Source organism: Rhizobacter sp. J219, assembly GCF_024700055.1.
Classification (GTDB): domain Bacteria; phylum Pseudomonadota; class Gammaproteobacteria; order Burkholderiales; family Burkholderiaceae_C; genus Rhizobacter.
Genome location: NZ_JAJOND010000001.1, coordinates 2,711,838 through 2,738,020, shown reverse-complemented (window position 1 = coordinate 2,738,020; position 26,183 = coordinate 2,711,838). Strand labels below are relative to the sequence as shown.

The 26,183-nt window shown below is 67.1% G+C and carries 23 protein-coding genes and 1 pseudogene; 12 read left to right on the top strand and 12 right to left on the bottom strand.

From position 1 onward, the window contains the following. Positions 1–8: 8 nt before the first annotated feature. Entirely contained in the window at positions 9–863 is an 855-nt protein-coding gene (locus LRS03_RS12535) for an MOSC domain-containing protein (RefSeq protein ID WP_257825764.1), read from the bottom strand. Beyond that, entirely contained in the window at positions 860–3,298 is a 2,439-nt protein-coding gene (locus tag LRS03_RS12530; protein ID WP_257825762.1) for an AsmA family protein, read from the bottom strand. The genes LRS03_RS12535 and LRS03_RS12530 overlap by 4 nt, the downstream gene beginning before the upstream one ends. 131 nt (positions 3,299–3,429) lie before the next feature. Between LRS03_RS12530 and LRS03_RS12525 the strand changes: the two genes are divergently transcribed. From LRS03_RS12525 to LRS03_RS12505, 5 genes are read left to right on the top strand one after another with little or no spacing between them, the layout of a single operon-like run. Further along, complete coding sequence (locus LRS03_RS12525; RefSeq protein ID WP_257825761.1) at positions 3,430–4,536, top strand: FAD-dependent monooxygenase; 1,107 nt, start codon at positions 3,430–3,432, stop codon at positions 4,534–4,536. Positions 4,537–4,547: 11 nt separating this feature from the next. After that, positions 4,548–5,324: a DsbC family protein gene (locus tag LRS03_RS12520; protein ID WP_257825760.1), complete on the top strand. Its 777-nt coding sequence runs from the start codon at positions 4,548–4,550 to the stop codon at positions 5,322–5,324. A 10-nt stretch (positions 5,325–5,334) separates the two neighbouring features. Next, positions 5,335–7,089 carry a M61 family metallopeptidase gene (locus LRS03_RS12515; protein WP_257825759.1) on the top strand — a complete coding sequence of 585 codons (1,755 nt, stop codon included), beginning with the start codon at positions 5,335–5,337 and terminating at the stop codon, positions 7,087–7,089. 47 nt (positions 7,090–7,136) lie between these two features. Beyond that, the gene (locus LRS03_RS12510) at positions 7,137–8,168 is read left to right on the top strand and encodes a DUF3108 domain-containing protein (protein WP_257829507.1); all 1,032 of its coding nucleotides are present in this window, start codon (positions 7,137–7,139) and stop codon (positions 8,166–8,168) included. Continuing rightward, entirely contained in the window at positions 8,165–8,953 is a 789-nt protein-coding gene (locus LRS03_RS12505) for an enoyl-CoA hydratase (protein ID WP_257825757.1), read from the top strand. Before LRS03_RS12510 ends, LRS03_RS12505 begins: the two co-directional genes overlap by 4 nt. Before the next feature lie 5 nt (positions 8,954–8,958). Here LRS03_RS12505 and LRS03_RS12500 read toward each other — a convergent pair whose 3' ends face one another. The 5 genes from LRS03_RS12500 to LRS03_RS12480 all read right to left on the bottom strand — a co-directional run bounded on the left by LRS03_RS12500 (position 8,959) and on the right by LRS03_RS12480 (position 12,223). Then, the gene (locus tag LRS03_RS12500) at positions 8,959–9,570 is read right to left on the bottom strand and encodes a hypothetical protein (RefSeq protein ID WP_257825756.1); all 612 of its coding nucleotides are present in this window, start codon (positions 9,568–9,570) and stop codon (positions 8,959–8,961) included. 114 nt (positions 9,571–9,684) lie between these two features. Then, positions 9,685–10,233 carry a crossover junction endodeoxyribonuclease RuvC gene (ruvC, locus tag LRS03_RS12495; protein ID WP_257825754.1) on the bottom strand — a complete coding sequence of 183 codons (549 nt, stop codon included), beginning with the start codon at positions 10,231–10,233 and terminating at the stop codon, positions 9,685–9,687. After that, a complete protein-coding gene (locus LRS03_RS12490) occupies positions 10,230–11,207 on the bottom strand; it encodes a phosphatidate cytidylyltransferase (protein ID WP_257825752.1) in 978 nt (325 codons plus the stop codon). Before LRS03_RS12490 ends, ruvC begins: the two co-directional genes overlap by 4 nt. Continuing rightward, entirely contained in the window at positions 11,204–11,824 is a 621-nt protein-coding gene (locus LRS03_RS12485; protein ID WP_257825750.1) for a lysophospholipid acyltransferase family protein, read from the bottom strand. The genes LRS03_RS12490 and LRS03_RS12485 overlap by 4 nt, the downstream gene beginning before the upstream one ends. Before the next feature lie 36 nt (positions 11,825–11,860). Then, positions 11,861–12,223, bottom strand: coding sequence for a DUF6463 family protein (locus LRS03_RS12480; RefSeq protein ID WP_257825748.1), 363 nt, complete (start codon positions 12,221–12,223; stop codon positions 11,861–11,863). 86 nt (positions 12,224–12,309) lie between these two features. On the opposite strand from LRS03_RS12480, the gene LRS03_RS12475 reads away from it, so the two are divergent. Next, positions 12,310–12,945 carry a TetR/AcrR family transcriptional regulator gene (locus tag LRS03_RS12475; protein ID WP_257825746.1) on the top strand — a complete coding sequence of 212 codons (636 nt, stop codon included), beginning with the start codon at positions 12,310–12,312 and terminating at the stop codon, positions 12,943–12,945. 36 nt (positions 12,946–12,981) lie between these two features. Here the strand turns inward: LRS03_RS12475 and purH are convergent. The 3 genes and pseudogenes from purH to dusB form a co-directional block, all read right to left on the bottom strand. Further along, positions 12,982–14,552, bottom strand: a pseudogene (purH, locus tag LRS03_RS12470) (bifunctional phosphoribosylaminoimidazolecarboxamide formyltransferase/IMP cyclohydrolase). Positions 14,553–14,566: 14 nt separating this feature from the next. Further along, the gene (locus LRS03_RS12465; protein WP_257825744.1) at positions 14,567–14,803 is read right to left on the bottom strand and encodes a Fis family transcriptional regulator; all 237 of its coding nucleotides are present in this window, start codon (positions 14,801–14,803) and stop codon (positions 14,567–14,569) included. Further along, the gene (dusB, locus tag LRS03_RS12460; RefSeq protein WP_257825742.1) at positions 14,800–15,840 is read right to left on the bottom strand and encodes a tRNA dihydrouridine synthase DusB; all 1,041 of its coding nucleotides are present in this window, start codon (positions 15,838–15,840) and stop codon (positions 14,800–14,802) included. The genes LRS03_RS12465 and dusB overlap by 4 nt, the downstream gene beginning before the upstream one ends. 108 nt (positions 15,841–15,948) lie before the next feature. On the opposite strand from dusB, the gene LRS03_RS12455 reads away from it, so the two are divergent. Then, entirely contained in the window at positions 15,949–16,434 is a 486-nt protein-coding gene (locus tag LRS03_RS12455; RefSeq protein ID WP_257825741.1) for a YqaA family protein, read from the top strand. 129 nt (positions 16,435–16,563) lie between these two features. Continuing rightward, the gene (locus tag LRS03_RS12450) at positions 16,564–17,100 is read left to right on the top strand and encodes a hypothetical protein (RefSeq protein WP_257825739.1); all 537 of its coding nucleotides are present in this window, start codon (positions 16,564–16,566) and stop codon (positions 17,098–17,100) included. Positions 17,101–17,169: 69 nt separating this feature from the next. On the opposite strand, the gene LRS03_RS12445 is transcribed toward LRS03_RS12450, so the two are convergent. Next, a complete protein-coding gene (locus LRS03_RS12445; protein WP_257825738.1) occupies positions 17,170–17,679 on the bottom strand; it encodes a phasin family protein in 510 nt (169 codons plus the stop codon). A 211-nt stretch (positions 17,680–17,890) separates the two neighbouring features. Between LRS03_RS12445 and LRS03_RS12440 the strand changes: the two genes are divergently transcribed. Next, on the top strand, positions 17,891–19,888 hold the full coding sequence (locus tag LRS03_RS12440) for an SDR family oxidoreductase (protein WP_257825736.1): 1,998 nt from the start codon (positions 17,891–17,893) through the stop codon (positions 19,886–19,888). Positions 19,889–20,492: 604 nt separating this feature from the next. Beyond that, a complete protein-coding gene (locus LRS03_RS12435; protein WP_257825735.1) occupies positions 20,493–21,539 on the top strand; it encodes an RNA methyltransferase in 1,047 nt (348 codons plus the stop codon). A gap of 3 nt (positions 21,540–21,542) precedes the next feature. Here the strand turns inward: LRS03_RS12435 and LRS03_RS12430 are convergent, their stop codons facing one another. Further along, positions 21,543–22,874, bottom strand: a complete 1,332-nt coding sequence (locus LRS03_RS12430; protein ID WP_257825733.1) for an MFS transporter — start codon at positions 22,872–22,874, stop codon at positions 21,543–21,545. A 305-nt stretch (positions 22,875–23,179) separates the two neighbouring features. Between LRS03_RS12430 and cyoA the strand changes: the two genes are divergently transcribed. Next, the gene (gene cyoA / locus LRS03_RS12425) at positions 23,180–24,166 is read left to right on the top strand and encodes a ubiquinol oxidase subunit II (RefSeq protein WP_374685102.1); all 987 of its coding nucleotides are present in this window, start codon (positions 23,180–23,182) and stop codon (positions 24,164–24,166) included. A 10-nt stretch (positions 24,167–24,176) separates the two neighbouring features. Then, entirely contained in the window at positions 24,177–26,183 is a 2,007-nt protein-coding gene (cyoB, locus tag LRS03_RS12420; RefSeq protein WP_257825731.1) for a cytochrome o ubiquinol oxidase subunit I, read from the top strand.

Here is a 26,183-nt window from a genome sequence, read left to right as displayed (position 1 = left end):
CAGCGGGCTCAGTCGAACCGGTAGCTCGCCGTGCCCGTCTGTCCCACGCGCAGGCCGCACTCGATGCCCTTCACGATCACCGCGTTCATCGCGAAGGTGATGGCGCCATCGAGGCGTGCGTCGGCGCGGTAGGTGCCGAGTGTGTCGCCCGGCTCGTGGCCTTGTTCGCCGGTCGCCGGGTCCACGCTCGGGATGGTGCAGCGTGAGCAGGGCTTGACGAGCTTGAGCACGATCTCACCCTCAGGCGTGTCGAAGCGGATCTCATCCAGGTGGTCTTCGCCGTAGGCATCGAGCCCCGACAGCACGATGTTGGGCCGGAAGCGGTTCATCTCCACCGGCTTCGCGCCACGCTGTGCCAGCCGCTGGTTCAGGTCGGCGAGCGAGGCGTCGGAGGTGACCAGCACCGGGTAGCCGTCGCTGAAGGCGTTCTCGGCGTCGATGTCGCCGGTCCACTGCTTGTTCGACAGGCGCTTCTGCTCGGGGTCGAAGCGCGCCAGCCGGCATTTCTGGCCCAGGAAGTCGGTGAACCACTGTGCGGCGAGGTCGCCCATGTCGTAGGCGGCCATTTCGTCCTTCCACACCGTCACGCGCGTCGGATCTTCCACCGCATCGAGCGCGAGGTGCAGCGCCAGCATGCCCGGCGCGCGCAGCACCACCTCGGTGTGCTTGAGCGTCGGGGTGATCAGCGCCATGCGCGGCAGCTCGCGCTGCGTGAGGAATCGACCATAGGCATCGACCACCATCCACGCGCGGTCGAACTCCAGCCCGGTCTCGATCAGCAGCGCCTCGCGCACACCGATGCCGGCGCAACTCTTGATCGGGTGCACATACAGCGCCGAGATCGCCACGTTGAGGTCGCTCACTTGAAGATCCCCTTCAGCTTGTCTTTGAGTTTGTCCTTGGCGGCGTCTTCCAGTCGCTGCCCACTCGCGGCACCGCTGGCTGGGCTCGCGGCACCCGGCAGGCCGAGCTTGTCGCGCAGCCGGTCCTTTGCCTGCTGCTCCAGCTTGCCGCCCACTTCCGTCTTGAGGGCCTGCGCGGTAATCGCCGACCAGCGGATGCGCCAGTCCATCGCCTCGAAGGGGCCGGTGAGGTGCACCGGGATCGTCAGGCCCTTGAGCGCCGCGAGGTCGGCGCCGTCCTGGCCTTTGGAGGTGGAGGCGACGGTGGCGCGTGCGGTGTAGTCGATGCGGCCCTTGCCGATGTCGAGCGCCCCGTCACCGCCCAGTCGCAGGAAGGGGCTTTTCATGTCGAGGTCGTTGTTGCGGGCCACCCCCTGGTGGATGGCAAAGGTGGCGCTCAGCTCGGAGAAGTCGGTCTTCTCGGTGCGATTGGCTTTCTGCACCTCGTCGCCCCCCTTGAGGCCGAGCGTGGCGCGTGCCTGGCGAAGGCTCTTGGCGAGGTTCACGCCCTTGATCGCACCGTCGCGCAGCTGCAGCGCTGCCTTGCCCTGCAGGCGCGACTTGAGTTCGTTGACGCTGCGGCCGGCGCTGTCGACGTCGACCACCACACGGCCCGTGCCTTCGAGGATGTCCTTCTGCGCCACGTCTTTCAATAGCGCGTTGACGTTGACGCCGCTCGCATTGCCGGCCAGCGCGAGGCGGCTGGCGCGGGCGTCTGCAAACGCGTTGGCAACGAAGCTGCCGCCCCAGGCCTTGCCCGAGAGCTGGCTCACGCGCAGCATGCCGCCGTCGAGCGTGGCGGCGAACACCACATCGGCGATGCGGTAGGTCTGGTAGGCGAACTGGCCGATCTTCAGATCGAACTTGCCCTGCAGCGACCGCAGGGCCGAGAGGTCGACGGGTGTGTCGGCCGCCGCCCCGCCCGACGACGGCCCCGAGGCAGCCGGTGCGGTGGTCGACGGCGGCAGCAGGCGGTTGAGGTCGAGCGAGTCGAACCGGGCCGTCACGTTGAGCGTCATCGGCGTGGTCGCGAGGATCGCTTTGCCTTCGCTCGTGTACGGGTTGCCGTTGATCTGCCCCTTGAGCGCCCAGTTGGCTACCTGCGAGGACGCATCGGCCGTGCCCTGCAGCGTGACGGCCAGTGGCTGCAGCGACGGCTCGTGCAGCTGCAGCTGGGTGTTGAGGCCTTCGAGCGCCAGCGCACCCTTGGCCGGCTGCAGCAGCAGCGTGGCGCGCACCGTGCCTTCGACATTGCGCGGGCCGCTGCGGCCCTTGAGCGTGCTCTCGACGTTGGGCACCACGATGCGCTCGAAGCTGCCACTCGGGGCGGCGGTCTTGAAGCTGGCGTCGATCGAGGTCGGCCCGGCCAGGCTCAACTGGCCGCTCAGGGGGCTGCCGGTCAACGAGTCCCGCTGCACCACGAGTTCGGGCCAGTCGAGGTTCAGGTTCAGCGGATGGCCGCTGCTGGTGCCGCCCAGCTTGATGCGCAGCTTGCCGAGCTGCAAGGCCTGGTTGCCCGGGTCGTAGGCGAAGGCCTCGACGGTGAGCGACGAGTTGACCAGCCGCAGCGTGCCCAGGCCGGCATCGCCGACGAGTTCGACCTTCTCGGCTCGCATCGTGCCGTTGGCCCCGTCGAGCGCGAGCGTGCCGCGCAGCCTGGCGTCGACCGCCTCGGTGCCGGGCAGTTTGCCCTTCCACGCCAGCGCCATGTCCTTGAGCGTCACACCTTTGTTCGCGAGGTCGAGCTTGAGCTGCGTGCTGCCGTCGAGGTCGCCCTGCACGGCCGGTGCGGTCAAGCCGAGCCGGGCCTTGAGCTTGACAGGCGACTCCACGCCGTCGGCCAGGCGGCCGGTGGTCAGCGAGGCGAGCGAGATGTCGCCGGCGAGCTTGCCTTGTTCGTCGCGCAGGCTCAGGCGCAGGTCTTCAAGCTGGATGCTGCTCACATCGAAGCGCAGCGGCGTGCTGCTCTTGTCCGAAGGCTCCGCCTTGGGTTCACCCTGCATGAAATCGTCGAGGTTGGAGCCGCCTTTGGCGTCGCGCTGGAACAGCACGCGCAGGCCCTTGGCCCGCACGCTGTCGACGACCACCTGCTGACGCAGCAGCGGCAGCACCGCCACCGACAGCGCCGCCTCGTCGAGCGAGAGGAACTCGTCGAGCCGGTTCTTCTCGGAGAGCTTCACGCGCGAGACCTCGACCGCCAGCCGCGGAAAAACCGCGAGCTTGATCGGCCCGTCGATCACGAGCGTGCGCTGGCGATGGGTTTTCATCCAGTCGACGGCCAGGCCCTTGTAGGCATTGGGGTCGAAGGTGGCGACGAGGTAGGTCAGCACGGCTGCGATCAGCAGCACGAACACGCCTGCGCCGATCAGCAGCTTGCGCATCCAGGGAGACATCATGCGTGGTGGTCGTCCCTTGTGAGGACTGTGGGAAATGTCCGGAACGCTCCGGAACGGCCAGAAGGAGATGGGGAAGAAACTGATTCTGCCCTGGGACTCCTGCCACGTTGGCGTCTCTACAATGAAACGCCATGAAACGCTTCGATGTCTGCGTGCTCGGGGCCGGTGTCGTCGGCCAGAGCCTGGCCCTGTCGCTGGCGCGCCAGGGTTTCCAGGTTGCGCTGGTGTCGCAGCCGGCAAACGCCTCGCGCGTGGACGTGCGCGCCTATGCGCTCAACGCCGCTTCGGTGGCGCTGCTGAAGTCGCTCAAGGTGTGGGACGCGCTGCCCCCGCACGCCGCCACGCCGGTGTACGACATGCACATCGAAGGCGATGCCCCCTCCGGCCTGCTGGAGTTTTCGGCCTGGCAACAGCGCTTCGGCGAGCTGGCGTGGATCGTCGATGCGCCAGTGCTCGAGCAGTCGATGGCCGCTGCTGTGCGCTATGCGCCCCATGTGACGCTGGTCGCCGAGCGGGTCGAGGCGTCGCTCACCGCGCTGTGCGAAGGCAAGGCCTCGGCCACGCGCGAAGCGCTGGGCGTGACCTGGGACCGCCACGACTACGGCCACACCGCCATCGCCGCCCGCCTGAGCGGCGATGTGCCGCATGCGAACACCGCCCGGCAGTGGTTCCGCCAGCCCGACGTGCTGGCGTTGCTGCCCTTCGATGCCCCGCAACCCGGCCATTCGCATGCGCTGGTGTGGTCGATGCCCGAGGCGCGCGCGCAGGACCTGATGGCACTCGATGGCGCGGCCTTCGAGCAGCTGCTTCAGGAAGCCACCGGCGGTGCCTGCGGTGCCCTTCACCTCACGAGCGAGCGGGCGGCCTGGCCGCTGATGCTCGCGCGGGCGCGCAGCTGGTGCGGCCCCGGCTGGGTGTTGCTGGGCGACGCCGCCCACGTGGTGCACCCGCTGGCCGGGCAGGGCCTGAACCTCGGCCTGGCCGATGTGGCCGCGCTTGCCGACGTCATCTCACAACGCGAAGCCTGGCGCGAGCTGGGCGATGCGCGCCTGTTGCGCCGCTACGAGCGGCAGCGCCAGGCGCCCACGATCGCCATGGGCCAGCTCACCGATGGCTTGTTGCGCTTGTTTTCACATGAGCAGCCGGCTCTGCGGGAACTCCGCAACCGAGGCATGACTCTCGTCAACCACCTTCCACCGCTCAAGCGCTGGCTCGCCTCGCGTGCGCTGGGTTCCTGAAAGAGATACCTATGTCGTCCTTCCTCTTCTCTCGCGCTGCCCGCACGGCAGCCGCGCTGGCCCTTGGTGCCTTGTTGTCGCATGCGGCTGTCGCCGACGAAGCGGCCATCCGCAAGAACCTCGTCGAGCGCCTGCCCAACCTGCCGCCCATCGACGAGGTGACGAAGACGCCGGTGCCGGGGGTCTATGAGGTGCGCATCGGCACCGAGATCGTCTACTCCGACGAAACCGGCAACTACCTGTTCCAGGGCAACCTGATCGATACCAAGACGCGCACCAGCCTCACCGAGGCGCGCATCAACAAGCTCACCGCGATCGACTTCGCGCAGCTGCCGCTGAAAGACGCCATCGTCTGGAAAAACGGCACCGGGGCCCGCAAGATCGCCGTCTTTGCCGACCCCAACTGCGGCTACTGCAAGAAATTCGAGCAAGACCTGCAGAAGGTCAAGAACATCACCGTCTACACCTTCCTGCTGCCGGTGCTGGGTGGCGACTCGCCGCAGAAGTCTGAAAACATCTGGTGCTCGAAAGACCAGGCCAAGACCTGGCTCGCGTGGATGCTCGAAGGCAAGGTGCCGCCGCGCGTCATGGGCCAATGCGCCACGCCGATCGAGCGCAACCTCGAGTTCTCGCGCAAGTACCGCATCAATGGCACGCCGGCGATCATCTTCACCGACGGCACGCGCATTCCCGGCGCGATCGGCGCCGAGCAGATCGAGAAGCAACTCATCGCCAGCGCCGCGGCCACCAAGCCGGGGCTGACCACCACCCCGCCTTCGAGCAACTGACCTCCGCTCGATGATCACCTACCGCATCGAGATCGCCGACGCGCACGCCCACCTCTTCGCCGTCACCGTCACCATCCCGCAGCCGGCGCCCGAGCAACGGGTCAGCCTGCCGGCGTGGATCCCCGGCAGCTACCTGGTGCGCGAGTTCGCACGCCACCTGTCGGGCCTGTCGGCGCGGCAGGGCGAGCGCGAGGTGCCGCTGCAGCAGCTCGACAAGGCGACCTGGGTCGCGCGCTGCACCGGCCGTGCGGCGCTGACACTCTCGTACAAGGTCTACGCGTTCGATTCCTCGGTGCGGGCCGCCTACCTCGATGTGCAGCGGGCGTTCTTCAACGGCACCGGCGTCTTCCTGCGGGTGCACGGCCGCGAGGCTGAGCCACAGCGCATGGAGCTCAAGGCCCTGCCCAAGGGCTGGAAGGCCGCGACTGCGCTGCCGAGCGTCAAGATCGATGCGCGTGGGCAGGGCACCTACGAGGCCACCGACTACGACGAGCTGGTCGACCACCCTGTCGAGCTGGGTGATTTCTGGCGCGGCGAGTTCAAGGCGGCCGGTGTGCCGCACGAGTTCATCGTCGCCGGGGCCTTGCCCGACTTCGACGGCGAGCGACTGCTGGCCGATGCACGCCGCATCTGCGAAACCGCCATCGCCTTCTGGCACGGCAAGAAGAAGACCTTCTTCAAGCGCTATGTCTTCATGCTCAACGCGGTGGACGACGGCTACGGCGGCCTCGAGCACCGCGCGAGCACCGCACTGATTGCCTCGCGCCGCGACCTGCCGCAGCGCAGCCGGCGCGAGTCCAAAGACCTCTCCGACGGCTACGTCACGCTGCTTGGCCTCATCAGCCACGAGTACTTCCACACGTGGAACGTGAAGCGCCTGCGGCCGCGCGAGTTCACCCGCTACGACTACACGCAGGAGAACTACACCGAGTTGCTGTGGTTCTTCGAAGGCTTCACCTCGTACTACGACGACCTGTTGCTGCTGCGCGCCGGCCTGATCGACGAGCCGCGTTACCTGAAGCTCGTGGCCAAGACGCTCAGCGGCGTGCTCGGCATGCCGGGCCGCCATGTGCAGAGCGTGGCGCAGGCCAGCTTCGACGCCTGGGTGAAGTACTACCGCACCGACGAGAACACGCCCAACAGCACCATCAGCTACTACACCAAGGGCGCGCTGGTCGCACTGGCGCTCGACCTCACGCTGCGCCACGAGGGCCGCGGGTCGCTCGACGACGTGATGCGGCTTCTGTGGGAGCGCAGCGGCGGGGGGCCGGTGGGCGAAGCCGACATCGCCGCGGCGCTCGCGCAGGTCGGCGGCCGGTCCTACGAGAAGGAACTGAAGGCCTGGGTGCATGGCACCGACGACCCGGCCTGGCGGCTGCAGCTGGCGCGAGCCGGTGTCGAGTGGAGCCAGCAGGCGCCGACGGTGGCGCAGCGCCTGGGTGTGCGCGTGTCGGAGAGCGCGCTCACCGGCATCAAGGTCACGCACGTGCTGCGCGGCGGTGCCGGCGAAGCGGCCGGCCTCGCGGCGGGCGACGAAGTGCTGGGTGTGGAAGGCTGGCGCGTGCGCCGCCTCGACGAACTGCCGCGCCTCGCGGCCGACGCCGGTGCGGTGCAGCTGCTGGTCTCGCGCGACCAGCGTCTGCGCACGCTCAGCCTCTCGCTGCCACCGGCGCCCGAGGCCGGCGCGGTGTCGCTCACCCTGGCCGGCGCCGACAAGACCCCGCCGGCCGCCATGGCGCTGCGGCGCGCATGGCTCACCGCCTGAGGCACTGGCACGCTGCCTCCCGACGCGGGTGGGCGGCACTGGGGTTGGTGCTGCTGGTGACCGGGGTCCACCTTGGCGTGGCCGAGTGGATCGGCGAGCAGGTGCTTGCGTTCGACATGGCGTCGCCGGCGATGCAGCGCATCGAGGTGGCCTATGTGCGCGAAATGGCGTTCAGCGTGCCTGCCGCGCGTGTCGCGCTGGCGAAGGCGCCGAAGCGTCGGGCCCCCGCCGCAACCGCCCTGGCGGCGGAGCCTGCAGCCTCGGTCCCACCGCCTGTCGCGGAAGCGGCGCCGGAGCCCCTCCAGGAGGCGTCGGAGCCGGATGAGCCGGCAACGGTTGCCGCCGCGGCGGCGTCGGAGCCGGCGGTCAGCGCTCCGCAAGCGTTCGAATGGCCGGCCTCCACCCGCCTGCGCTACCTGCTCACCGGCCATGTGCGCGGCGAGGTGCACGGCCAGGCCCAGGTGGAGTGGATCCGTGCCGGCACCCGCTACCAGGTGCACCTCGACGTGCAGGTCGGCCCGAGCTTCGCGCCGCTCGCCTCGCGGCGCATGAGCAGCGAGGGCGAGATCACGACTGAGGGCCTCTTGCCCCGCCGCTACGAGCAAGAGACGCGGCTCGCGTTCGATGGCCCCTACCGTTCGACGCTGCGCTTCGACGGTGGCCGTGTGTGGCTCTCGAACGGCACGCCGGCCCAGCATCCGCCAGGTGTGCAGGACACGGCCAGCCAGTTCGTGCAGCTTGCCTACCTGTTCGACCGCGAGCCGCAGCGCTTGCGAGTCGGCGCCACGGTCGACGTCGTGCTGGCGATGCCTCGCAACGTGTCGCTGTGGGTTTACGACGTCGTCAAGGAAGAGCTGCTGTTCACCCCCTTCGGGGACGTGCCTGCCTACCACTTGAAGCCGCGCCGCGAGCCGAGGGCCGGGGGTGACCTGGTCACCGAACTCTGGATTGCGCCGCAACTGCGCCATTTGCCGATACGCTTTGTCATTCGCCAGGACGCCGAGAACTTCGTCGACCTGATGCTCGACCGGCGTCCGGAACTCGGCGCCTCCGACACCCCTGCCCGAACCCCACCATGACCTACGACAACATCCTCACTGAACTGCGTGGCCACGGCCCGCTGCGCACCGGCCTCATCACGTTGCACCGTCCCAAGCAGCTCAATGCGCTCAACGACACCCTGATGAATGAGCTGGGCGCCGCGCTTCGGGCCTTCGAATCCGACGAGAGCGTCGGCTGCATCGTCATCACCGGCAGCGAGAAGTCGTTCGCGGCCGGTGCCGATGTGGGCGCGATGGCCAAGTGGGACTACATGGACGTCTACAAGTCCGACTACATCACCCGCAACTGGGAGACGATCCGCAGCATCCGCAAGCCGGTGATCGCCGCGGTGGCCGGCTTTGCGCTCGGTGGCGGCTGCGAACTGGCGATGATGTGCGACATCGTCATCGCGGCCGACACGGCGAAATTCGGCCAACCCGAGATCAAGCTCGGCATCATCCCCGGCGCCGGCGGCACGCAGCGCCTACCGCGGGCGATCGGCAAGGCCAAGGCGATGGACCTGGTGCTCACCGGCCGCATGATGGATGCGGCCGAGGCCGAGCGCTCGGGTCTGGTCTCGCGTGTGGTGCCGGCGGCCGAGCTGCTCGGCGTGGCGCTCGCGGCTGCACAGCACATCTGCGAATTCAGCGGCCCGAGCGTGATGATGGCCAAGGAGTGCGTCAACCGCGCCTACGAGTCGCCGCTGTCGGACGGCGTGATGTTCGAGCGCAGGGTCTTCCACTCGCTCTTTGCCACCGAGGACCAGAAGGAAGGCATGGACGCCTTCTTGCACAAGCGCAAGCCTGAGTTCAAGCAGCGCTGAGTGAACTATCGCTGGAAGAACGAGTCGCTGTAGCCCTCAGCTTCGATCATGAAAAACTGGTCGGCCGTGCCGCCGTTGACAGTGATCTTCAGCAAGGGGAGCGCAGATCCAGTCAGTGCGGCGGCCTGCTGGCTCCGGTCCACGGTGTTTCCGTCACTGAAGGTGATGCGCCACACCGGGGTGCCATTGACCATCACGCTGCTGACGCCACTGCCAGTGGCCTCTACCACTGACGCGGGCCGACTCAGACTCAAAACATCGTGGAGTGCCGTTCCAACGGCGACCGGATAGTGTTGTTGGCCAGCGTATCCGGCGACTGGCACCTGTGCAGTACGCACCGTGGCGTAGGGGGTCAACCCCGTCGCCCAGCAACCCGGTATCGAGTCGTGAAACTCTTCGATGATGTCGAACGTCACTGCCCCGGAGGCATTGGGCGCGGACACGACGAATTTGATGCGAGTCGAGGCGTTGCTGCTCACGCCTGGTGAAAACTGGATGGGCGTTGCGCACATCTCGTACCACGTGCCCTGGTACTTGCTCAGGTAGTTGGTCGGCACGGTGTCTTTGTCGCGGTCGCCACCTCCACAGGCAGCGAGGGCAGCGACCAGACCGGCCATGCCAAGTGCTCGAATTGTTTGAATCATCAGAGCCTCCCTATATCTGCGAATGATCGTGGACCTTGTGAGCCGGCGGCAACCCTCCTCTTGGGGAGTTGCGCGGGCTGAGGAACGCTAGAAGCTGCGCCCGCCCTTGAACTGCCCCCGCGTGCTGCGCGTGCGGGCGGCCGCCTTCTCGATGGCCGCGAACGAGCGCGCCGCATGGGCATGGCACACCGCGAGGCCCAGCGCGTCGGCGGCATCCTTGCCGGGCAGGCCGGGCAGCTTGAGCAGGCGCTTCACCATCTCCTGGATCTGCTCCTTGCGCGCGTGGCCGGCGCCAACAATGGCCTTCTTCATCTGCAGCGCGGTGTACTCCGACACGCCGATGTTGCACGACACGAGCCCGGTGATCGCGGCGCCGCGCGCCTGCCCGAGCAGCAGCGTGCTCTGAGGGTTGACGTTGACGAACACGATCTCGATCGAGGCGCAGGTGGGCTCGTAGCGGGCCGCGACCTCGCGCACGCCGTCGTAGATGATCTTGAGCCGCCCGGGCAAGTCACCGACCGCCACCGCATCCGTCTTGATCGTGCCGCTCGCCACGTAGTGCAGCGTGCTGCCCTCGACATCGATCACGCCGAAGCCGGTTGTGCGCAGCGCAGGGTCGATGCCGAGGATTCTCATGCCCCAAAGTACCAGCGCAGGGAATGGAAGAACACGGGTGCTGCGAAACAAAGCGGAGCGACGCGGTCGAGCAGTCCCACTGCACCCGTCACCGTGGCGCGGCCACCCCAGTGGCGCACGCCGGCATCGCGCTTGAGCGCCTGCATCACCAGCTCGCCCAGTGTGCCGCAGCCGCCGGCGATCAGGCCGATGAGGATCGCCTGCGGGGCCTTGAAGGGCGTGATCCAGTACAGCAGCCCGCCCACCAGCCCGGCGGCCAGCGCGCCGAGGGCCCACGCCCGCCACGAGAAGGTGCGGCTGATGTGGCGTGCGGCTGGCAGCGTGCGGATGCGGCGCTTGGCCGAGTGCTGCGCGATCTGTGCCGTGACAACCACGATCACGAGGTAGAGCACGAGGAAGGCGCCGCGGTCCTCGTAGTTGCGGAACTCCAGCAGCAGCAGCGCCGGGGCGTGGCTCATGCCGTACACGCACACCATCGTGCCCCACTGGATCTTGGCGGTGCGCTCCAGAAAGCGCGTCGCATCGTTGCCGAAGACGGCCAGGATGGGCAGCGCCGCGAAGGCATAGACCGGGATGAAGACGCTGAAGAGGTCGAAGTAGCGCCCACCCGCCAGCCAGTACTGCACAGGCAGCACGAAGAAGAACGCCATCAGGAGTGCACGGTGGTCGCCGCGGCGGGTGTGCGTGAGCGTGATGAACTCGCGCAGCGCGAGGAAGGAAATGATGGCAAAGAGCAGCGTCGAGACGACGGCGCCCGTGGCCCACGAAATCCAGAACAGCACCGTGCCGACCCACAGCGCGCGCAGGTCGCGCCACATCGCGTCGGTGGCTTCCTGCTTGTCGGGCGGGGCCTGCAGCGACTTCATGAACGCCACCGCGGTGGCGAACGACAGCACGCCGAAGATGATGACGAAGAGCAGGCCGATCTGCTGCGAGATCGTCAGGCTCTGCAGCCACTGGCCGACGCTCTTCATGCGGCCACCTTGGCCAAGGCCATCACGGCATCTCGCGCACGCGCGAGAAACGCCCGCTTGTCTTCGCCCGCCTGCAACTGGAGGGGGGCACCGAAGGTGACCGAGCAGAGGATGGGCACGGGGACCACCTCGCCCTTGGGCATGACGCGCTGCACGTTGTCGATCCATGTGGGGATCAGCGGCACGTCCGGGAACTGCTCGGCCAGGTGGAAGAGGCCGGCCTTGAATGCCTGCGGCTCGCCCTTGTTGCCGCGTGTGCCCTCGGGAAAGATCACCAGCGAGTCGCCATTCTTCAGCGCCTCGACCAAGGGCTCGAGCGGGTCTTCGTCGGCAGTGCGCACGCGGCTCACGTAGACCGCGTTGAAGATTTCGCGCGTGATCCAGTGTTTGAGGGGTGTCGACGTCCAGTAGTCGCGCGCCGCGATCGGCCGGGTGACCGCGCGCAGATCGCTCGGCAGCGAGGCCCAGATCAGCACCCAGTCGAAGTGACTCTGGTGGTTGGCGAAGTAGATGCGCTGCTCGGCCTTGGGCGGGCTGCCGTACCAGTGGCCTTGCGCGCCGGTGATCAGGCGCGCCAGAAACGACAGGACCAGGCCTGCGATGTGGGGGAGCGACATGGGGCGCGATGTTACTGGGCGCGCCACCCAGGCCGTTCAGCGCAGCAGACCGTGGCCGGCGGCGATGAGCAAGGGGGCCAGCAGCAGCGGCGCCCACAGCGGCGAGACCGGGAACGCGGCCACGCCGACGAGGCTGCCGGCCAGCAGGTAGTAGCCGATCAGGCGCAGCACCTCCAGGTTGCCTTGCGAGACCGCGTTCACCGCCAGGTGACCTGTCAGCATGAGGAAGGGGCTGACCATCAGGAACCAGAACGCCGTGCGGCGCGCGTCCGATGCGGCGAAGCGGCCGATGAAGCCTTCGACCACCGCCTCGCTCAAAGGCACCTTGAAGCGCACCACGCCGAACACGAGGTGCAGCACGCCGAGGGTGAAGATGGACCAGGCCAGGGTCTTGGACATGAAGAGGCTCCCTTGATGATGAAGTATACGATGCCGTATGTTATGCAGATTCGGCGCGTTGTCCACTGCCTAGAATCGCCTGCACCATGGGTCGCAATGTGAATGTCAGCCGGGACGACTGGGTCGCTGCGGCCTTCGAGTGGATCGCCACCAGCGGCGTGGCCACGCTCGCGGTGGAGCCGCTCGCCCGTTCGCTCGGGGTGAGCAAAGGCGGCTTCTACTGGTGCTTCGGCAGCCGTGACGAGCTGCTGGTGGCCGTGCTCGAACGCTGGGAGCAACAGGGCACACAGGAAATCATCGACGCCATCGAGCAGCTGAAGGCGAAGAGCCCGTTGCGCGAACTGCTGGGCCGGGTGGCGCAGCGGGTGAAGGCCACGAGCGCCGATTCGGTGCGCGTGCTGCGCATGGAGTACGCGCTGAACTGCGCCGCGACCGACCCCCGCGTGGCACCGGTGGTGCAGCGGGTCACGGCGGCGCGCATGGGCTACCTGGCGAAGGTGCTGCGCGGCGAGGGGCTCACCCCCAAGGTGGCACGGCAGCGGGCCATGCTCGCACACGCCAGCTACCTGGGTCTGGTGCAGCTGCGTGCCACGGGCAACGATGCGGAGTTGGCAGCGCTCGACATCGACGAGCTGCTGGAGGCCTATCTCGCGATGGTGCTGGCACCGTCGGCCAAGGCGGAAACGAAACGGGCCACCGTCAGGAAGACCGTGGCCCGTTGAAGACGGGGGCGCGCTCGGCGCCTTTTGCCGAGTGGCTCAGTGTCGGAAGTGGCGCACGCCCGTGAGCACCATGGCAATGCCGTGCTCGTTGGCGGCGCCGATCACCTCCTCATCACGCACGCTGCCACCCGGGTGGATCACGCTGGTCGCGCCCGCCTTCACCAGCTCGTCGAGCGTGTCGCGGAACGGGAAGAAGGCATCGCTCGCCACCGCCGAGCCCTTGAGCGACAGACCGGCTGCTTCGGCCTTGATGCCGGCGATGCGGGCCGAGTCGAGTCGGCTCATCTGGCCGGCGCCCACGCCCAGCGTCATGCCGCCGGCGCAGAAGACGATGGCGTTGCTCTTCACGTACTTGCCCACCGTCCAGGCGAAGAGCATGTCTTCGAGCTGCTGCTTCGTCGGCTGGGTCTTGGTGACGACCTTGAGGTCGGAGAGCTTCAGCTCATGGTTGTCGGCGCTCTGGATCAAGAGGCCCGAGCCGATGCGCTTCACGTCCTGCGCGTTGCGGCCTTGTTCCCAGGCGGTGGCGCCGCCCTTGGGCAGCGCGATCTGCAGCACACGCACATTCTTCTTGGCCGCGAAGATGGCCAGCGCATCGCTCGTGAACGAGGGCGCGATCAGCACTTCCATGAACTGCTTGGCCACATGCTCGCCGGTGGTGGCATCCACTTCAGTGTTGAAGGCGATGATGCCGCCGAAGGCCGAGGTCGGGTCGGTCTTGAAGGCCTTGGCGTAGGCCTCGGCGGCGTTGGCGCCGAGCGCCACGCCGCACGGGTTGGCGTGCTTGACGATCACGCAGGCGGGCGTGTCGAACGACTTCACGCATTCCCACGCCGCATCGGCATCGGCGATGTTGTTGTATGAGCTCCCTTGCCCTGCAGCTGCTTGCCGGTGACGAGCGAGCCGGGCGCGGGGTGCAGGTCACGGTAGTAGGCGGCGGTCTGGTGCGGGTTCTCGCCGTAGCGCAGGTCCTGCAACTTGACGAAGCGGCCGTTGCTCTGCGCCGGGTACTCGGCGCGCGAGCCGTCGGCCTGCAGCGACGAGAGGTAGTCGCTGATGGCGGCGTCGTAGTTCGAAATGCGGTTGAAGGCGGCCACCGACAACGCGAATTTGGTTTCCTTGCTCACGGCCTTGTTCGCCTTCAGCTCGGCGATCACCTGCGCGTACTGCGAGGCATCGGTGAGCACCGCCACGTCTTTCCAGTTTTTCGCGGCGGAGCGCACCATCGCCGGGCCGCCGATGTCGATGTTTTCGATCGCGTCTTCGAGCGTGCAGCCGGGCTTGGCAACGGTGGCTTCGAAGGGGTAGAGGTTGACGCAGAGGATGTCGATCGGCGCGATGTTGTGCTTCTGGATCGCGGCCACGTGCTCGGGCAGGTCGCGGCGGGCCAGCAGGCCACCGTGGATGGTGGGGTGGAGCGTCTTCACGCGGCCGTCGAGCATCTCGGGGAAGCCGGTGTGGTCGGCCACCTCGGTGACGGGCAGGCCGGCATCGGCCAGCAGCTTGGCGGTGCCGCCGGTCGAGAGCAGCTTCACGCCGAGCGCGTTCAGTTCGCGTGCGAAGTCGAGCACGCCGGTCTTGTCGGAAACGGAAATCAGGGCTTGCATGAGAGGAGGTCTCTTTATTTAACTAACTTGTGGTCGAGCAGCTTGCGCCGCAGCGTGTTGCGGTTGATGCCCAGCCATTCGGCGGCGCGGCTCTGGTTGCCGTCGGCGTGTTTCATCACCACGTCGAGCAGCGGTTTTTCGACCACCTTGAGGATCATGTCGTACATGGCGGCGGGTTCCACGCCGCGGAGGTCCTTGAAGTAAGCCTCCAGGCTGTCCCGGATGCACTCCTCGATGTGTTTTTTGCTCATGCTTGTTGTTCGATGAGGTCGTCGTTGGCGGCCACGCGGATGGCGGGCAGCCGGTGATGGGTGTCGGCCAGTTGGTCAAACCAGTCGCTCACCGCCCGGACCTGGCTGTCGCAGGTCTCGAGCGTGTTCATGACGGCACGGAAGTCCACGCCACCGGGCAGGGCGCGTACCGCCCAGCCGATGTGCTTGCGTGCCGTGCGCACGCCGGTGTATTCACCGTAGAGCGCGTAGTGCTCGTGCAGGTGTTCGAGCAGCCACTGCTTGGCCTGCAGCACCTCGGGTGCGGGCAGGTGTTCGCCGGTCTCGAGGAAGTGCGCGATCTCGCGGAAGATCCATGGTCGGCCCTGCGCCGCGCGGCCGATCATGATCGCGTCGGCGCCGGTGGCGGCGAGCACCTCGCGCGCCTTCTCGGGGCTGTCGATGTCGCCGTTGGCGACGACGGGGATGCTCAGCGAGGCCTTGACCGCGGCGATGGTGTCGTACTCGGCGTGGCCGCCGTAGCCTTGCTCGCGCGTGCGGCCGTGCACCGTGACCATCGCAATGCCGGCCGATTCGGCCGCACGCGCCAGGCGCACCGCGTTGCGCTCGGCCTGGCACCAGCCGGTGCGCATCTTCAGCGTGACAGGCACCCTGCGCGGTGCACACGCGGCGACCACGGCTTCGATGATGGCGGTGGCGAGCGGCTCGTCCTGCATCAGCGCGGAGCCAGCCCACTTGGTGCACACCTTCTTGGCCGGGCAGCCCATGTTGATGTCGATGATCTGTGCGCCGCGGTCGATGTTGTAGGCGGCGGCCTCGGCCATCATCTGCGGCTCGGTGCCAGCGATCTGCACCGCAATCGGCGCCACTTCGCCGTCGTGGTTGGCGCGGCGCGAGGTCTTGAGGCTTTGCCAGAGGTCGCGGCGCGAGGTCACCATCTCGCTCACCGCGTAGCCCGCGCCGAGCCGTTTGCACAGCTGTCGAAACGGCCGATCGGTCACCCCCGCCATCGGGGCGGCGAACAGTCGGTTCGCCAGGGGAATGTGGCCGATCTGCATGATGGGGAAGGGTGACGACGCGGCCAGGGGTGCTCAAAAAGGAGGCAGAGTATAAGCCTTGAAACCTACAGGTCTTGTGCACAAAACCCGCTCTAGATAATGCGTGGGATGGAAGCATGGATCGAGTCGCTGCTCTCGCTTTTGGCGTTGCCCCAGTTCGGGTTGAGCACGGTCTTCGTCGTCGCCTTCATCTCGGCGACGCTGCTGCCGGTGGGTTCGGAACCGGCGGTGTTCGGCTTGATCAAGCTCAACCCTGAGTTGTTCTGGCCGGCGGTGCTGGTCGCGACCGCGGGCAACACGCTCGGGGGCATCGTCACCTACTGGATGGGCTACGGCACCGAGCGTGCCTACGAGAAGCTGGCGCACCACGCACCGCGCGAGGCGCGCCTGATCGCCTGGCTGCGCCAGTTCGGCGCCAAGGCCTGCCTGATGTCGTGGCTGCCACTCGTCGGCGACCCGCTGTGCGGCGTGGCGGGCTGGATGCGGCTGCCGTTCTGGCCGTGCGTGCTCTACATGACCATCGGCAAGTTCGGCCGCTACCTCGTGATGACGGTGGTGCTGCTGTGGATGTGGCCGGGGCAATACGGCGGCTGAAGCGCCTTGGCCGAGGGTTCGACGGTCGGCGATTTGTCAGAAAGTCGACGCTTCGCCTGCCTCGCGTCGTGGCGCGCCGTGTCGTGCGTGGCACGATGAAACAGTCGTCGTCTTGACCGCGAGGTGTCCATGTCCAGCAAGTCCCCGAAGCCTCGCGCCCGGCGCGTCAACTGGTTCGATCGGCTCAAGAGCCTGTTCCAGAAGCGCGTGGCCACACCGCCGAGCGTGAACCAGGTGCTGGGCAAGGCCGGCTCGGGCCGGCGCAAGCGCCAGGCGGATGTCTCGCACATGCTGAAGGCGCTGAAGTCCGTGCTCGATCGCCATGCGGCGTCGCGCTCGGTGCTCGCGCACCTGGGCGTGGTGGAGCAGGCGCTGGAACACCGCGGGCTGCTGGGGCTGGAAGACGTGCCGTCCGACGTGCTCGGCCGGGCCTTGTCGCAGCTCGAGATGTTGGTGTCGGATTGGTCGGAGGTCGGCATCGCCGCCTTGCGCGCGCAACTCAAGTCGGCGATGGCCAAACCCGGCCGCTCGGACCTGCCGCGCGGCGCACCGAAGAAGCAGTCGACCGACTTCGACAACAGCCGCCTCCAGGTCAACGAGGCCAGTGTCTCGACCTTCATGGAAGCGCGTGCACGGTGGGAGACCTCGCTGACGGGCGGCCGCTGAGGGCGGCGATCTCGCCAAAGCAAAAGGGCGCCCGAGGCGCCCTTTTTCATGTGCCGCCGAAGACGCGGCTCAGGCGGCCTTGCGGGCGGCCTTCTTGGCGGCGGGTTTGGCCGCAGCGGCCTTGGTCGCCGCGCTGCGGGGCGCCGGGGCCTTGCCGGCCTTGGCCAGCTGGGCGCTCAGCTCGTCGATGCGCTTGTTGAGCGCGGCGACGTCCTTGGCGCTCGGCACACCCAGCTTGGCCAGCGCCTTGGCGGTGCGCTCCTCGAAGATCGACTCGAGCTTGTCCCAGTGCTGGCCGGCCTTGCTGGTCACGTCGCCGGCCATGCCGGTCATCTTGCTGGCCATCTCGTTGAGCTTGCCTTCGGCCACGCTCTGCGTCTTCTTCTGCAGCGTCACGCCTTCCTTGACCAGCGCCTCGAAGACCTTGCCGCCTTCTTCCTGTGCCTTGGAAAACGCGCCCAGGCCGGCGAGCCAGATCTGCTGGGCCGAGTCCTTCACCGTGGCGGCGAACTGGCTGTCGAGCAGGCTTGCGGGCGACGCGGCCTTCTTGTCGGCCATCTGCTTGAGTTTCTTGACCATGGTCTCGTTCCTGTGAAGTGGTGGATGAAAGACGGTGCGCCGTCGCGGCACGAGGCGCCACTATAGGAGCGAGCGCTGCGCGTGGCACCTGCTTTCTCTAGTGAGAGCCCCCCAAGCGCCGGCGCGCCGAGGCTCGGGAAACTTCGCAGCGGCGCTGCGAAGCCTTTGGACAAGAATGCCCCGGTCCCGCCACATTCCCCAGGAGGAGCGCATGCAGTATTTCGTGACCGGAGCCACCGGCTTCATCGGCAAACGACTCGTCAAGACCTTGCTGCAGCGTCGCGGTGCGACGGTGCACTTCCTGCTGCGAGAGGGCAGCGAGGGCAAGCTCCCGGCGCTGCTCGAGTACTGGGGCGTGGGCGAGGGCCGAGCGGTGCCGGTCTACGGCGACCTGACGGCCAAGAAGCTCGGCGTCTCGGCCGAGGCCATCAAGAAGCTCAAGGGCCACATCGACCACGTCTACCACCTGGCCGCGGTGTACGACCTCAAGGCCGACGAAGAGGCGCAGGTGCAGGTCAACATCGACGGCACGCGCAACCTGGTCGAGTTCGCCAAGGCGATCGATGCCGGCCACCTGCACCACGTGAGCAGCATCGCCGCGGCCGGCCTCTACGAAGGTGTGTTCCGCGAAGACATGTTCGACGAGGCCGAGAACCTCGACCACCCGTACTTCATGACCAAGCACGAGAGCGAGAAGATCGTGCGCACCGAGAGCAAGGTCCCTTGGACGGTCTACCGCCCCGCGCTCGTGGTGGGCGATTCGCAGACAGGCGAGATGGACAAGATCGACGGGCCGTACTACTTCTTCAAGCTCATCCAGCGCATGCGCCAGCTGCTGCCGCCGTGGATGCCCAGCATCGGCCTGGAGGGCGGGCGCATCAACATCGTGCCGGTCGACTTCGTGGTGAGCGCGCTCGACCACATCAGCCACAGCAAGGCCCAGCTCGACAAGAAGTGCTTCCATCTCGTCGACCCCGAGGGCTACCGTGTGGGCGATGTGCTCGACGTCTTCAGCAAGGCGGCCCACGCGCCGAAGATGAACCTCTTCATCAACGCGGCGCTGCTGGGCTTCATCCCCAAGGGCATCAAGAAAGGCCTGATGGCCATCGCCCCGGTGCGCCGCGTGCGCAACGCCGTGATGAAGGACCTGGGCCTGCCCGAAGACATCTTCACCTTCATCAACTACCCCACGCGCTTCGACTGCCGCGACACCCTCGCGGCGCTCAAGGGCAGTGGCATCGCCTGCCCCAAGCTGCCCGACTACGCCTGGCGCCTGTGGGACTACTGGGAACGCCACCTCGACCCGGCGCTTTTCGTCGACCGCAGCCTGCGCGGTACGGTGGGCGGCAAGGTGGTGCTGGTGACGGGCGGCTCGTCGGGCATCGGGCTCGCAGCGGCGATCAAGTTTGCCGAGGCCGGCGCCATCACCATCATCTGCGCGCGTGACGAGGCCAAGCTCGCCGAGGCGAAGAAGGAAATCCTCGCCACCGCCGGCAAGGGTGCCAACGTCGTCACCTACTCGGCCGACATCGCCGATGAGGCGAGCTGTGCCGGGCTCATCACCTGGCTGACCGAGAACTACGGCGGCGTCGACTTCCTCGTCAACAACGCCGGCCGCTCCATCCGCCGCGCGATCGAGAGCAGCTACGACCGCTTCCACGATTTCGAGCGCACGATGCAGCTCAACTATTTCGGCTGCCTGCGTGTGACCATGGGCTTGCTGCCCGGGATGGTGGCGAAGAAGAAGGGGCACATCGTCAATATCAGCTCGATCGGGGTGCTGACGAATGCGCCGCGCTTCTCGGCCTATGTGGCCAGCAAGGCGGCACTGGATGCGTGGACGCGCTGCGCGGCGAGCGAGTACGCCGACACGGGCATCACGTTCACGACGATCAACATGCCGCTGGTGCGCACGCCGATGATTGCGCCGACCAAGATCTACAACAACGTGCCGACGCTGTCGCCCGAGGAGGCGGCCGACATGATTGCGGAGGCGTGCGTGGACAAGCCGGTGCGGATTGCCACCCGCCTCGGTGTCACGGGCGAGGTGCTGCATGCGCTGTTGCCGCGGGTGGCGCAGATCGTGATGAACACGAGCTTCCGGATGTTCCCGGACAGTTCTGCTGCCAAAGGCGACAAGAGTGGGAAGCCGACTCTGTCGCCTGAGGCGATTGCGATGCAGCAGATGATGAGGGGGATTCACTTCTGAGGGACTTTGCCGGGGTTTCGCCCTGGCGGGCGACCTTCTTTTCTTTGCTTGCCCAAAGAAAAGAAGGCAAAAGAAAGGGCACCCCGTTCGCTCGGTCCGCCTAGGGCGGACTGCTCTGCGCTGCTCGGACTTTGTGGGTCGGGCAGAACTCACTTCGCGAGCTTCGCTCGCTACGTTCAGACAGCTGCCCGAAGTCAGTTCACGAAGCGCGCTTCGCGCGCCCCACAAAGCCCTACGCTGCTCGACGGCTCTCAAGGGCCCCGGGATACCCTCGCCAGCTTCGCTGGCCTCGTACTCTCGACTCGCTTCGCCTCGTGCTTGAGTGAAGGAGAGGCGATGCGCAGCGAGCCGAGTGGCTCGGTGGTCCAGCATGTGTGCGGAGGTCCGATGAGAGCAGGTGCCTCATCGGCCGAGGCCTGTAACCATATGGCACGGCCAAATGGAAAGCGCCTTTGCTTTGGTCACTTTCATTTGGCGCGACAAATGTTCGCGCAGCGGGGTTCGCTCACTTCGCGCAGCGAAGTTATGCGAACACCAAAGTGACTCGCCCGCCGGGGCGAGACCCGGCAATGCCCCCACGCAGTGAGGAGACGACAATCCCGCCATGCGCATCCACGACATCCGTCAGCGACTCACCGCCCTCGGCGCCGGCCCGAAGCACACCGCCCGTGTGCTCCGCCTGTGGTCGCAAGCGCAACCCCAAGACAGCGGCAAGCGCCGCCTGGAAGACTTCATGCCCCAGCGCGTGCGCGAAGGCCTGCCTGCGCTCAGTGCAGACCTGCAAGCGCTGGCGAAACTGCGCGCCGAGCACATCGGCGAAGACGGCTCCTCCCGCCTGCTGGTCGAGCTGATCGACGGCCAGACCGTCGAAAGCGTGCTGCTCCCGCGCGACGGCCTCTGCGTCTCCACGCAAGTCGGCTGCGCTGTCGGCTGCGTCTTCTGCATGACCGGCCAGAGCGGCCTCCTGCGCCAGCTGGGCAGTGCCGAGATCGTGGCGCAGGTGGCGCTCGCCCGCACCCGCCGCGTGGTGAAGAAGGTCGTTTTCATGGGCATGGGCGAGCCCGCGCACAACCTCGACAACGTGCTCGAAGCCATCGACCTGCTCGGGACCGGCGGCAACATCGGCCACAAGGAGCTGGTGTTCTCGACCGTGGGCGACCCGCGTGTCTTCGAGCAACTGCCGCGTCAGACGGTGAAGCCGGCGCTGGCGCTCTCGCTTCACTCCACGAAGCCCGCCCTGCGCGCCGAGCTGCTGCCGCGTGCCCCACGCATCGACCCTGAAGCTCTTGTGGAGGAGGGCGAGCGTTATGCCCGCCTCACGCACTACCCCATCCAGTACCAGTGGACGCTGCTCGACGGCATCAACGACAACGACGAAGAACTCGACGGCATCGTGCGTTTGCTCAAGGGCAAGTACGCGGTGATGAACATGATCCCGTACAACCAGATCGACGGGCTGCCCTACCAGCGGCCCTCATGGGAGAAGGCCGCGGCGATCGCCCGCACGCTGCACCGGCGTGGCGTTCTGACCAAGCTGCGTCACTCGGCCGGGCAGGACGTCGACGGTGGCTGCGGCCAGCTGCGGGCGCGTGTGAGCGCCACCGAGCAGCCGGTCGCCATCGTGCGCCGCGCGGCGCAGGCCGCGCGCTGAACCTCAGTCGCGTGCCGCGAGCGAGCGGCTCGCCCGCAGCGCGAGCAACGTGCACACGCAGCCCGACAGCAGGTAGACGGTCAGCGCGATCAGCCCGAAGCGGGCCGACAGGCCGAGCGCCACGAGCGGCGCGAAGGCGGCGCCGATCAGCCAGGCGAAGTCGGAGGTGAGCGCCGCGCCGGTGTAGCGGAACTTCGAGGCGAAGTTGGCCGTCACCGTGCCGGCCGCCTGGCCGTACGAGAGGCCCATCAGCACGAAGCCGACGAGGATGAAGAGGTCCTGGCCCAGCGCGCCGCCATCGAGCAGCAGGGGTGCGAAGAGGCTGAACACCGCGATCAGCACCGCCAGCAGCGCGAGCGTGCGGCGGCGGCCGATGCGGTCGGCGATGAGGCCCGACACCGGCATCGCGGCAGCGGCCAGCACCGCGCCCACGATCTGCACCGCGAGGAATTCGCCCGTCACCTGGTCGGAATACAGCAGGATCCACGACAGCGGGAACACCGTCACGATGTGGAAGAGCGCATAGCTCGCGAGCGCCGCGAAGGCACCGATCACGATGTGCCGACCCTGCTTGCGGAAGAGCTCGCGCTCGTTGCAAGGCTCCAGCTCGCGGGCGTTGAGATCGCGCTCGTACTCGTGGGTGACGACCAGGCGCAGCCGCGCGAAGAGCGCCACCACGTTGATCGCAAACGCGGCGTAGAACGGGTAGCGCCAGCCCCAGGTCAGGAAGTCGGCGGCGTCGAGGTTCTTCCAGAGGTACGCGAAAAGACTGCAGGCGATCAGGAAGCCGAGCGGCGCGCCCAGCTGCGCCAGCATCGCGTACCAGCCGCGGCGGTGCTTGGGCGCGTTGAGCGCCAGCAGCGAGGGCAGGCCGTCCCACGAGGCGCCCATCGCCAGGCCCTGACCGATGCGGCAGATGGCCAGCAGCACGATGGACAGCTCGCCCCAGGTGTCGTAGCCCGGCAGCAGCGCCATGCTCACGGTCGAGGTGCCGAGCAGGAAGAGCGCGATGGTCAGCTTGGTGCTGCGGCCGAAGCGGCGCTGGATTTCCATGCCCGCGAGCGTGCCGATGGGGCGCACGACGAAGGCGAAGGCGAAGAGCGCGAACGCGTAGAGGATCCCCTCCAGACGGCCCGCGAAGGGGAAGAACACCGCCGGGAACACCAGCGCCGAGGCGATGCCGTAGACGAAGAAGTCGAAATATTCGGAGGCCCGGCCGATCACCACGCCGACGGCGATGTCGCCGGGGGCCACGCGCTCGTGCTCCGTGCTGCCCGGGGCGTGATGGATGCTGCTGGTGCGATGGGCGGGGAGGGATTGGGCTGTGCTCGACATCGGGTTCACGGGCAAATAAGGCGGCGCGAAGGCTCAGAGGTGCGGACGAGGATACGCCACCGAAGACCCCGATGGCAGAGGTGTACCTCTCGTCGCAGGGGTGGGACAAATTGTCCAATGGTTGATCTGGGTCAATCTGTCTACATTGCGGCAACACGCGCAAGAGTGGTTTCCCCTGCGCCTCATCCTTCGACACCGTGCCCCCGACACCTGTGCCTTCCTTCACGAACCGCTTGCCTCGATGGGGTCATGCCCTTGGGTGGCTCGCGACGGCCTCCTTGCTGGCCGGCTGCGACACCGTGGTGATGAACCCCTCGGGCGACATCGCCTCGCAGCAGGCCGACCTCATCGTCTCGTCCACCGTGCTGATGCTCCTGATCATCGTGCCGGTGATCGTGCTGACGCTGCTCTTCGCATGGCGCTACCGCGAGAGCAACACCGAGGCGACCTACGACCCCGAGTGGGACCACTCCACCAAGCTCGAACTCGTGATCTGGGGCGCCCCGCTGCTGATCATCATCGCGCTGGGCGCACTCACCTGGATCAGCACCCACAAGCTCGACCCGTGGCGCCCGCTGCAGCGCATCGACGCGCAGCGCCCGATCGACCCGCAGGACCCGAAGTCCAAGCCGCTGGTCGTGCAGGTGGTGGCGCTCGACTGGAAGTGGCTCTTCCTCTACCCCGAGCAAGGCATCGCCACCGTCAACGAGCTGGCCGCACCGGTCGACCGGCCGATCCAGTTCCGCATCACCTCGTCGACGGTGATGAACTCGTTCTATATCCCGGCGCTGGCCGGCCAGATCTACGCCATGCCGGGCATGGAGACCAAGCTGCATGCGGTGATCAACCGCGCCGGCGTGTACGACGGCTTCTCGGCCAACTTCAGCGGTGACGGCTTCTCGCACATGCGCTTCAAGTTCCACGGCCTGTCGGATGCCGGCTTCACCCGCTGGGTCGAGAGCCACAAGGCGACGAGCGACGAGCTCACGCGGGCGGCCTACCTCAAGCTCGAGCAGCCCAGTGCCCGCGAGCCGGTGCGCCGCTTCGGGCGTGTCGACCCGAAGCTCTTCGACGCGGTGCTCAACCGCTGCGTCGACACCGCCAAGATGTGCATGAACGAGATGATGGCGATCGACGCCGCCGGCGGCCTGGGCAAGCAGGGCCTGGCCTACCTCGAGCGCAAGCCCTGGCGCGATGGCGAGCGGTCCTACGTCGCCACCGTCCTGTGCACCCCCGACAACCCGACCGGCTCGCCCCTCCTCGCGGACAGCCAGCCCGTCGTGGTCCGCTGAGAGCCTTCCGATGTCTTCCGCTTCCCTCGACCTGCAAACACTCGTCTTCGGCCGTCTCGGCCCCGACGCGATCCCGCACGACCCGATCATCTGGGCCACCTTCGCGATGGTGGTGCTGGGTGGCACGGCGATGCTCGCCCTGATGACGCGCTACCGCGTGTGGGGCCCGCTGTGGCGCGACTGGCTCACCAGTATCGACCACAAGAAGATCGGCATCATGTACATCGTGCTGGGCCTGGTGATGCTGCTGCGCGGCTTCGCCGACGCACTCATGATGCGGCTGCAGCAGGCCATCGCCTTCGGCGACAACGTCGGCTACCTCAACCCGCACCACTACGACCAGATCTTCACCGCCCACGGCGTGATCATGATCTTCTTCGTGGCGATGCCGCTCGTCACCGGCTTCATGAACTACATCGTGCCGCTGCAGATCGGCGCGCGCGACGTGGCCTTCCCCTTCCTGAACAACTTCAGCTTCTGGATGACCGCCGGCGGCGCGGTGCTGATCATGTGCTCGCTGTTCCTCGGCGAGTTCGCACGCACCGGGTGGCTCGCGTACCCGCCGCTGTCGGGCATCCTCGCGAGCCCGGGGGTCGGGGTCGACTACTACCTGTGGTCATTGCAGGTGGCGGGGGTGGGCACCACGCTCTCGGGCATCAACCTCATCGCCACCATCATCAAGATGCGCGCGCCCGGCATGACGATGATGAAGATGCCGGTGTTCACCTGGACATCGCTCTGCACCAACATCCTCATCGTGGCGGCCTTCCCGGTGCTGACCGCGGTGCTGGCACTGCTCACGCTCGACCGCTACCTCGGCACGAACTTCTTCACGAACGATCTCGGCGGCAACGCCATGATGTACGTGAACCTGATCTGGATCTGGGGCCACCCCGAGGTCTACATCCTGATCCTGCCGTGCTTCGGCATCTTCTCCGAGGTGGTGTCGACCTTCAGCCGCAAGCGCCTCTTCGGCTACGCCTCGATGGTCTACGCCACCGTCGTGATCACCATCCTGTCGTATCTGGTGTGGCTGCACCACTTCTTCACGATGGGCTCGGGCGCGAGCGTCAACTCGTTCTTCGGCATCACGACGATGATCATCTCGATCCCGACCGGCGCGAAGATCTTCAACTGGCTCTTCACCATGTACCGCGGCCGCATCCAGTTTGACGTGCCGATGCTGTGGACGGTGGGCTTCATGGTCACCTTCGTGATCGGCGGCATGACCGGCGTGCTGCTCGCGGTGCCGCCGGCCGACTTCGTGCTGCACAACAGCCTCTTCCTGATCGCGCACTTCCACAACGTGATCATCGGTGGCGTGCTGTTCGGCCTCTTCGCCGGCATCGTGTTCTGGTACCCCAAGGCCTTCGGCTACAAGCTCGATCCGTTCTGGGGCAAGGTGTCGTTCTGGTTCTGGCAGATCGGCTTCTTCGTCGCCTTCATGCCGCTGTACGTGCTCGGCCTGATGGGCGTGACGCGCCGCATGAGCCATTTCGACGACCCGTCGCTGCAGATCTGGTTCCAGGTGGCGGCGCTCGGTGCGGTGCTGATCGCCCTCGGCATTGCCGCCTTCGGCATCCAGCTCGTCGTGAGCTACCTGCGGCGCGACCAGCTGCGTGACGTGACCGGCGACCCGTGGGACGGCCGCACGCTCGAGTGGTCGACCTCGTCGCCGCCGCCGGCCTACAACTTCGCGTTCACGCCGGTGGTGCATGACAACGACGCCTGGCACGACATGAAGCGCCGCGGCGCGCAGCGCCCGACGAGCGGCTTCAAGCCCATCCACATGCCGAAGAACACCGCCGCCGGCATCGTGATCGCCGGCCTGTCGACGGCGCTCGGCTTCGCGCTGATCTGGCACATGTGGCTGCCGGCCGCGCTGCTGTTCGTGGCCACCGTCGGCGCGGCCATCGTCCACACCTTCAACTACAAGCGCGACTTCTACATCCCGGCCGACGAGGTGACCCGCTGCGAAGCGCAGCGCACGCTCGCCCTCCAAGCCGCTCGCGCCTGA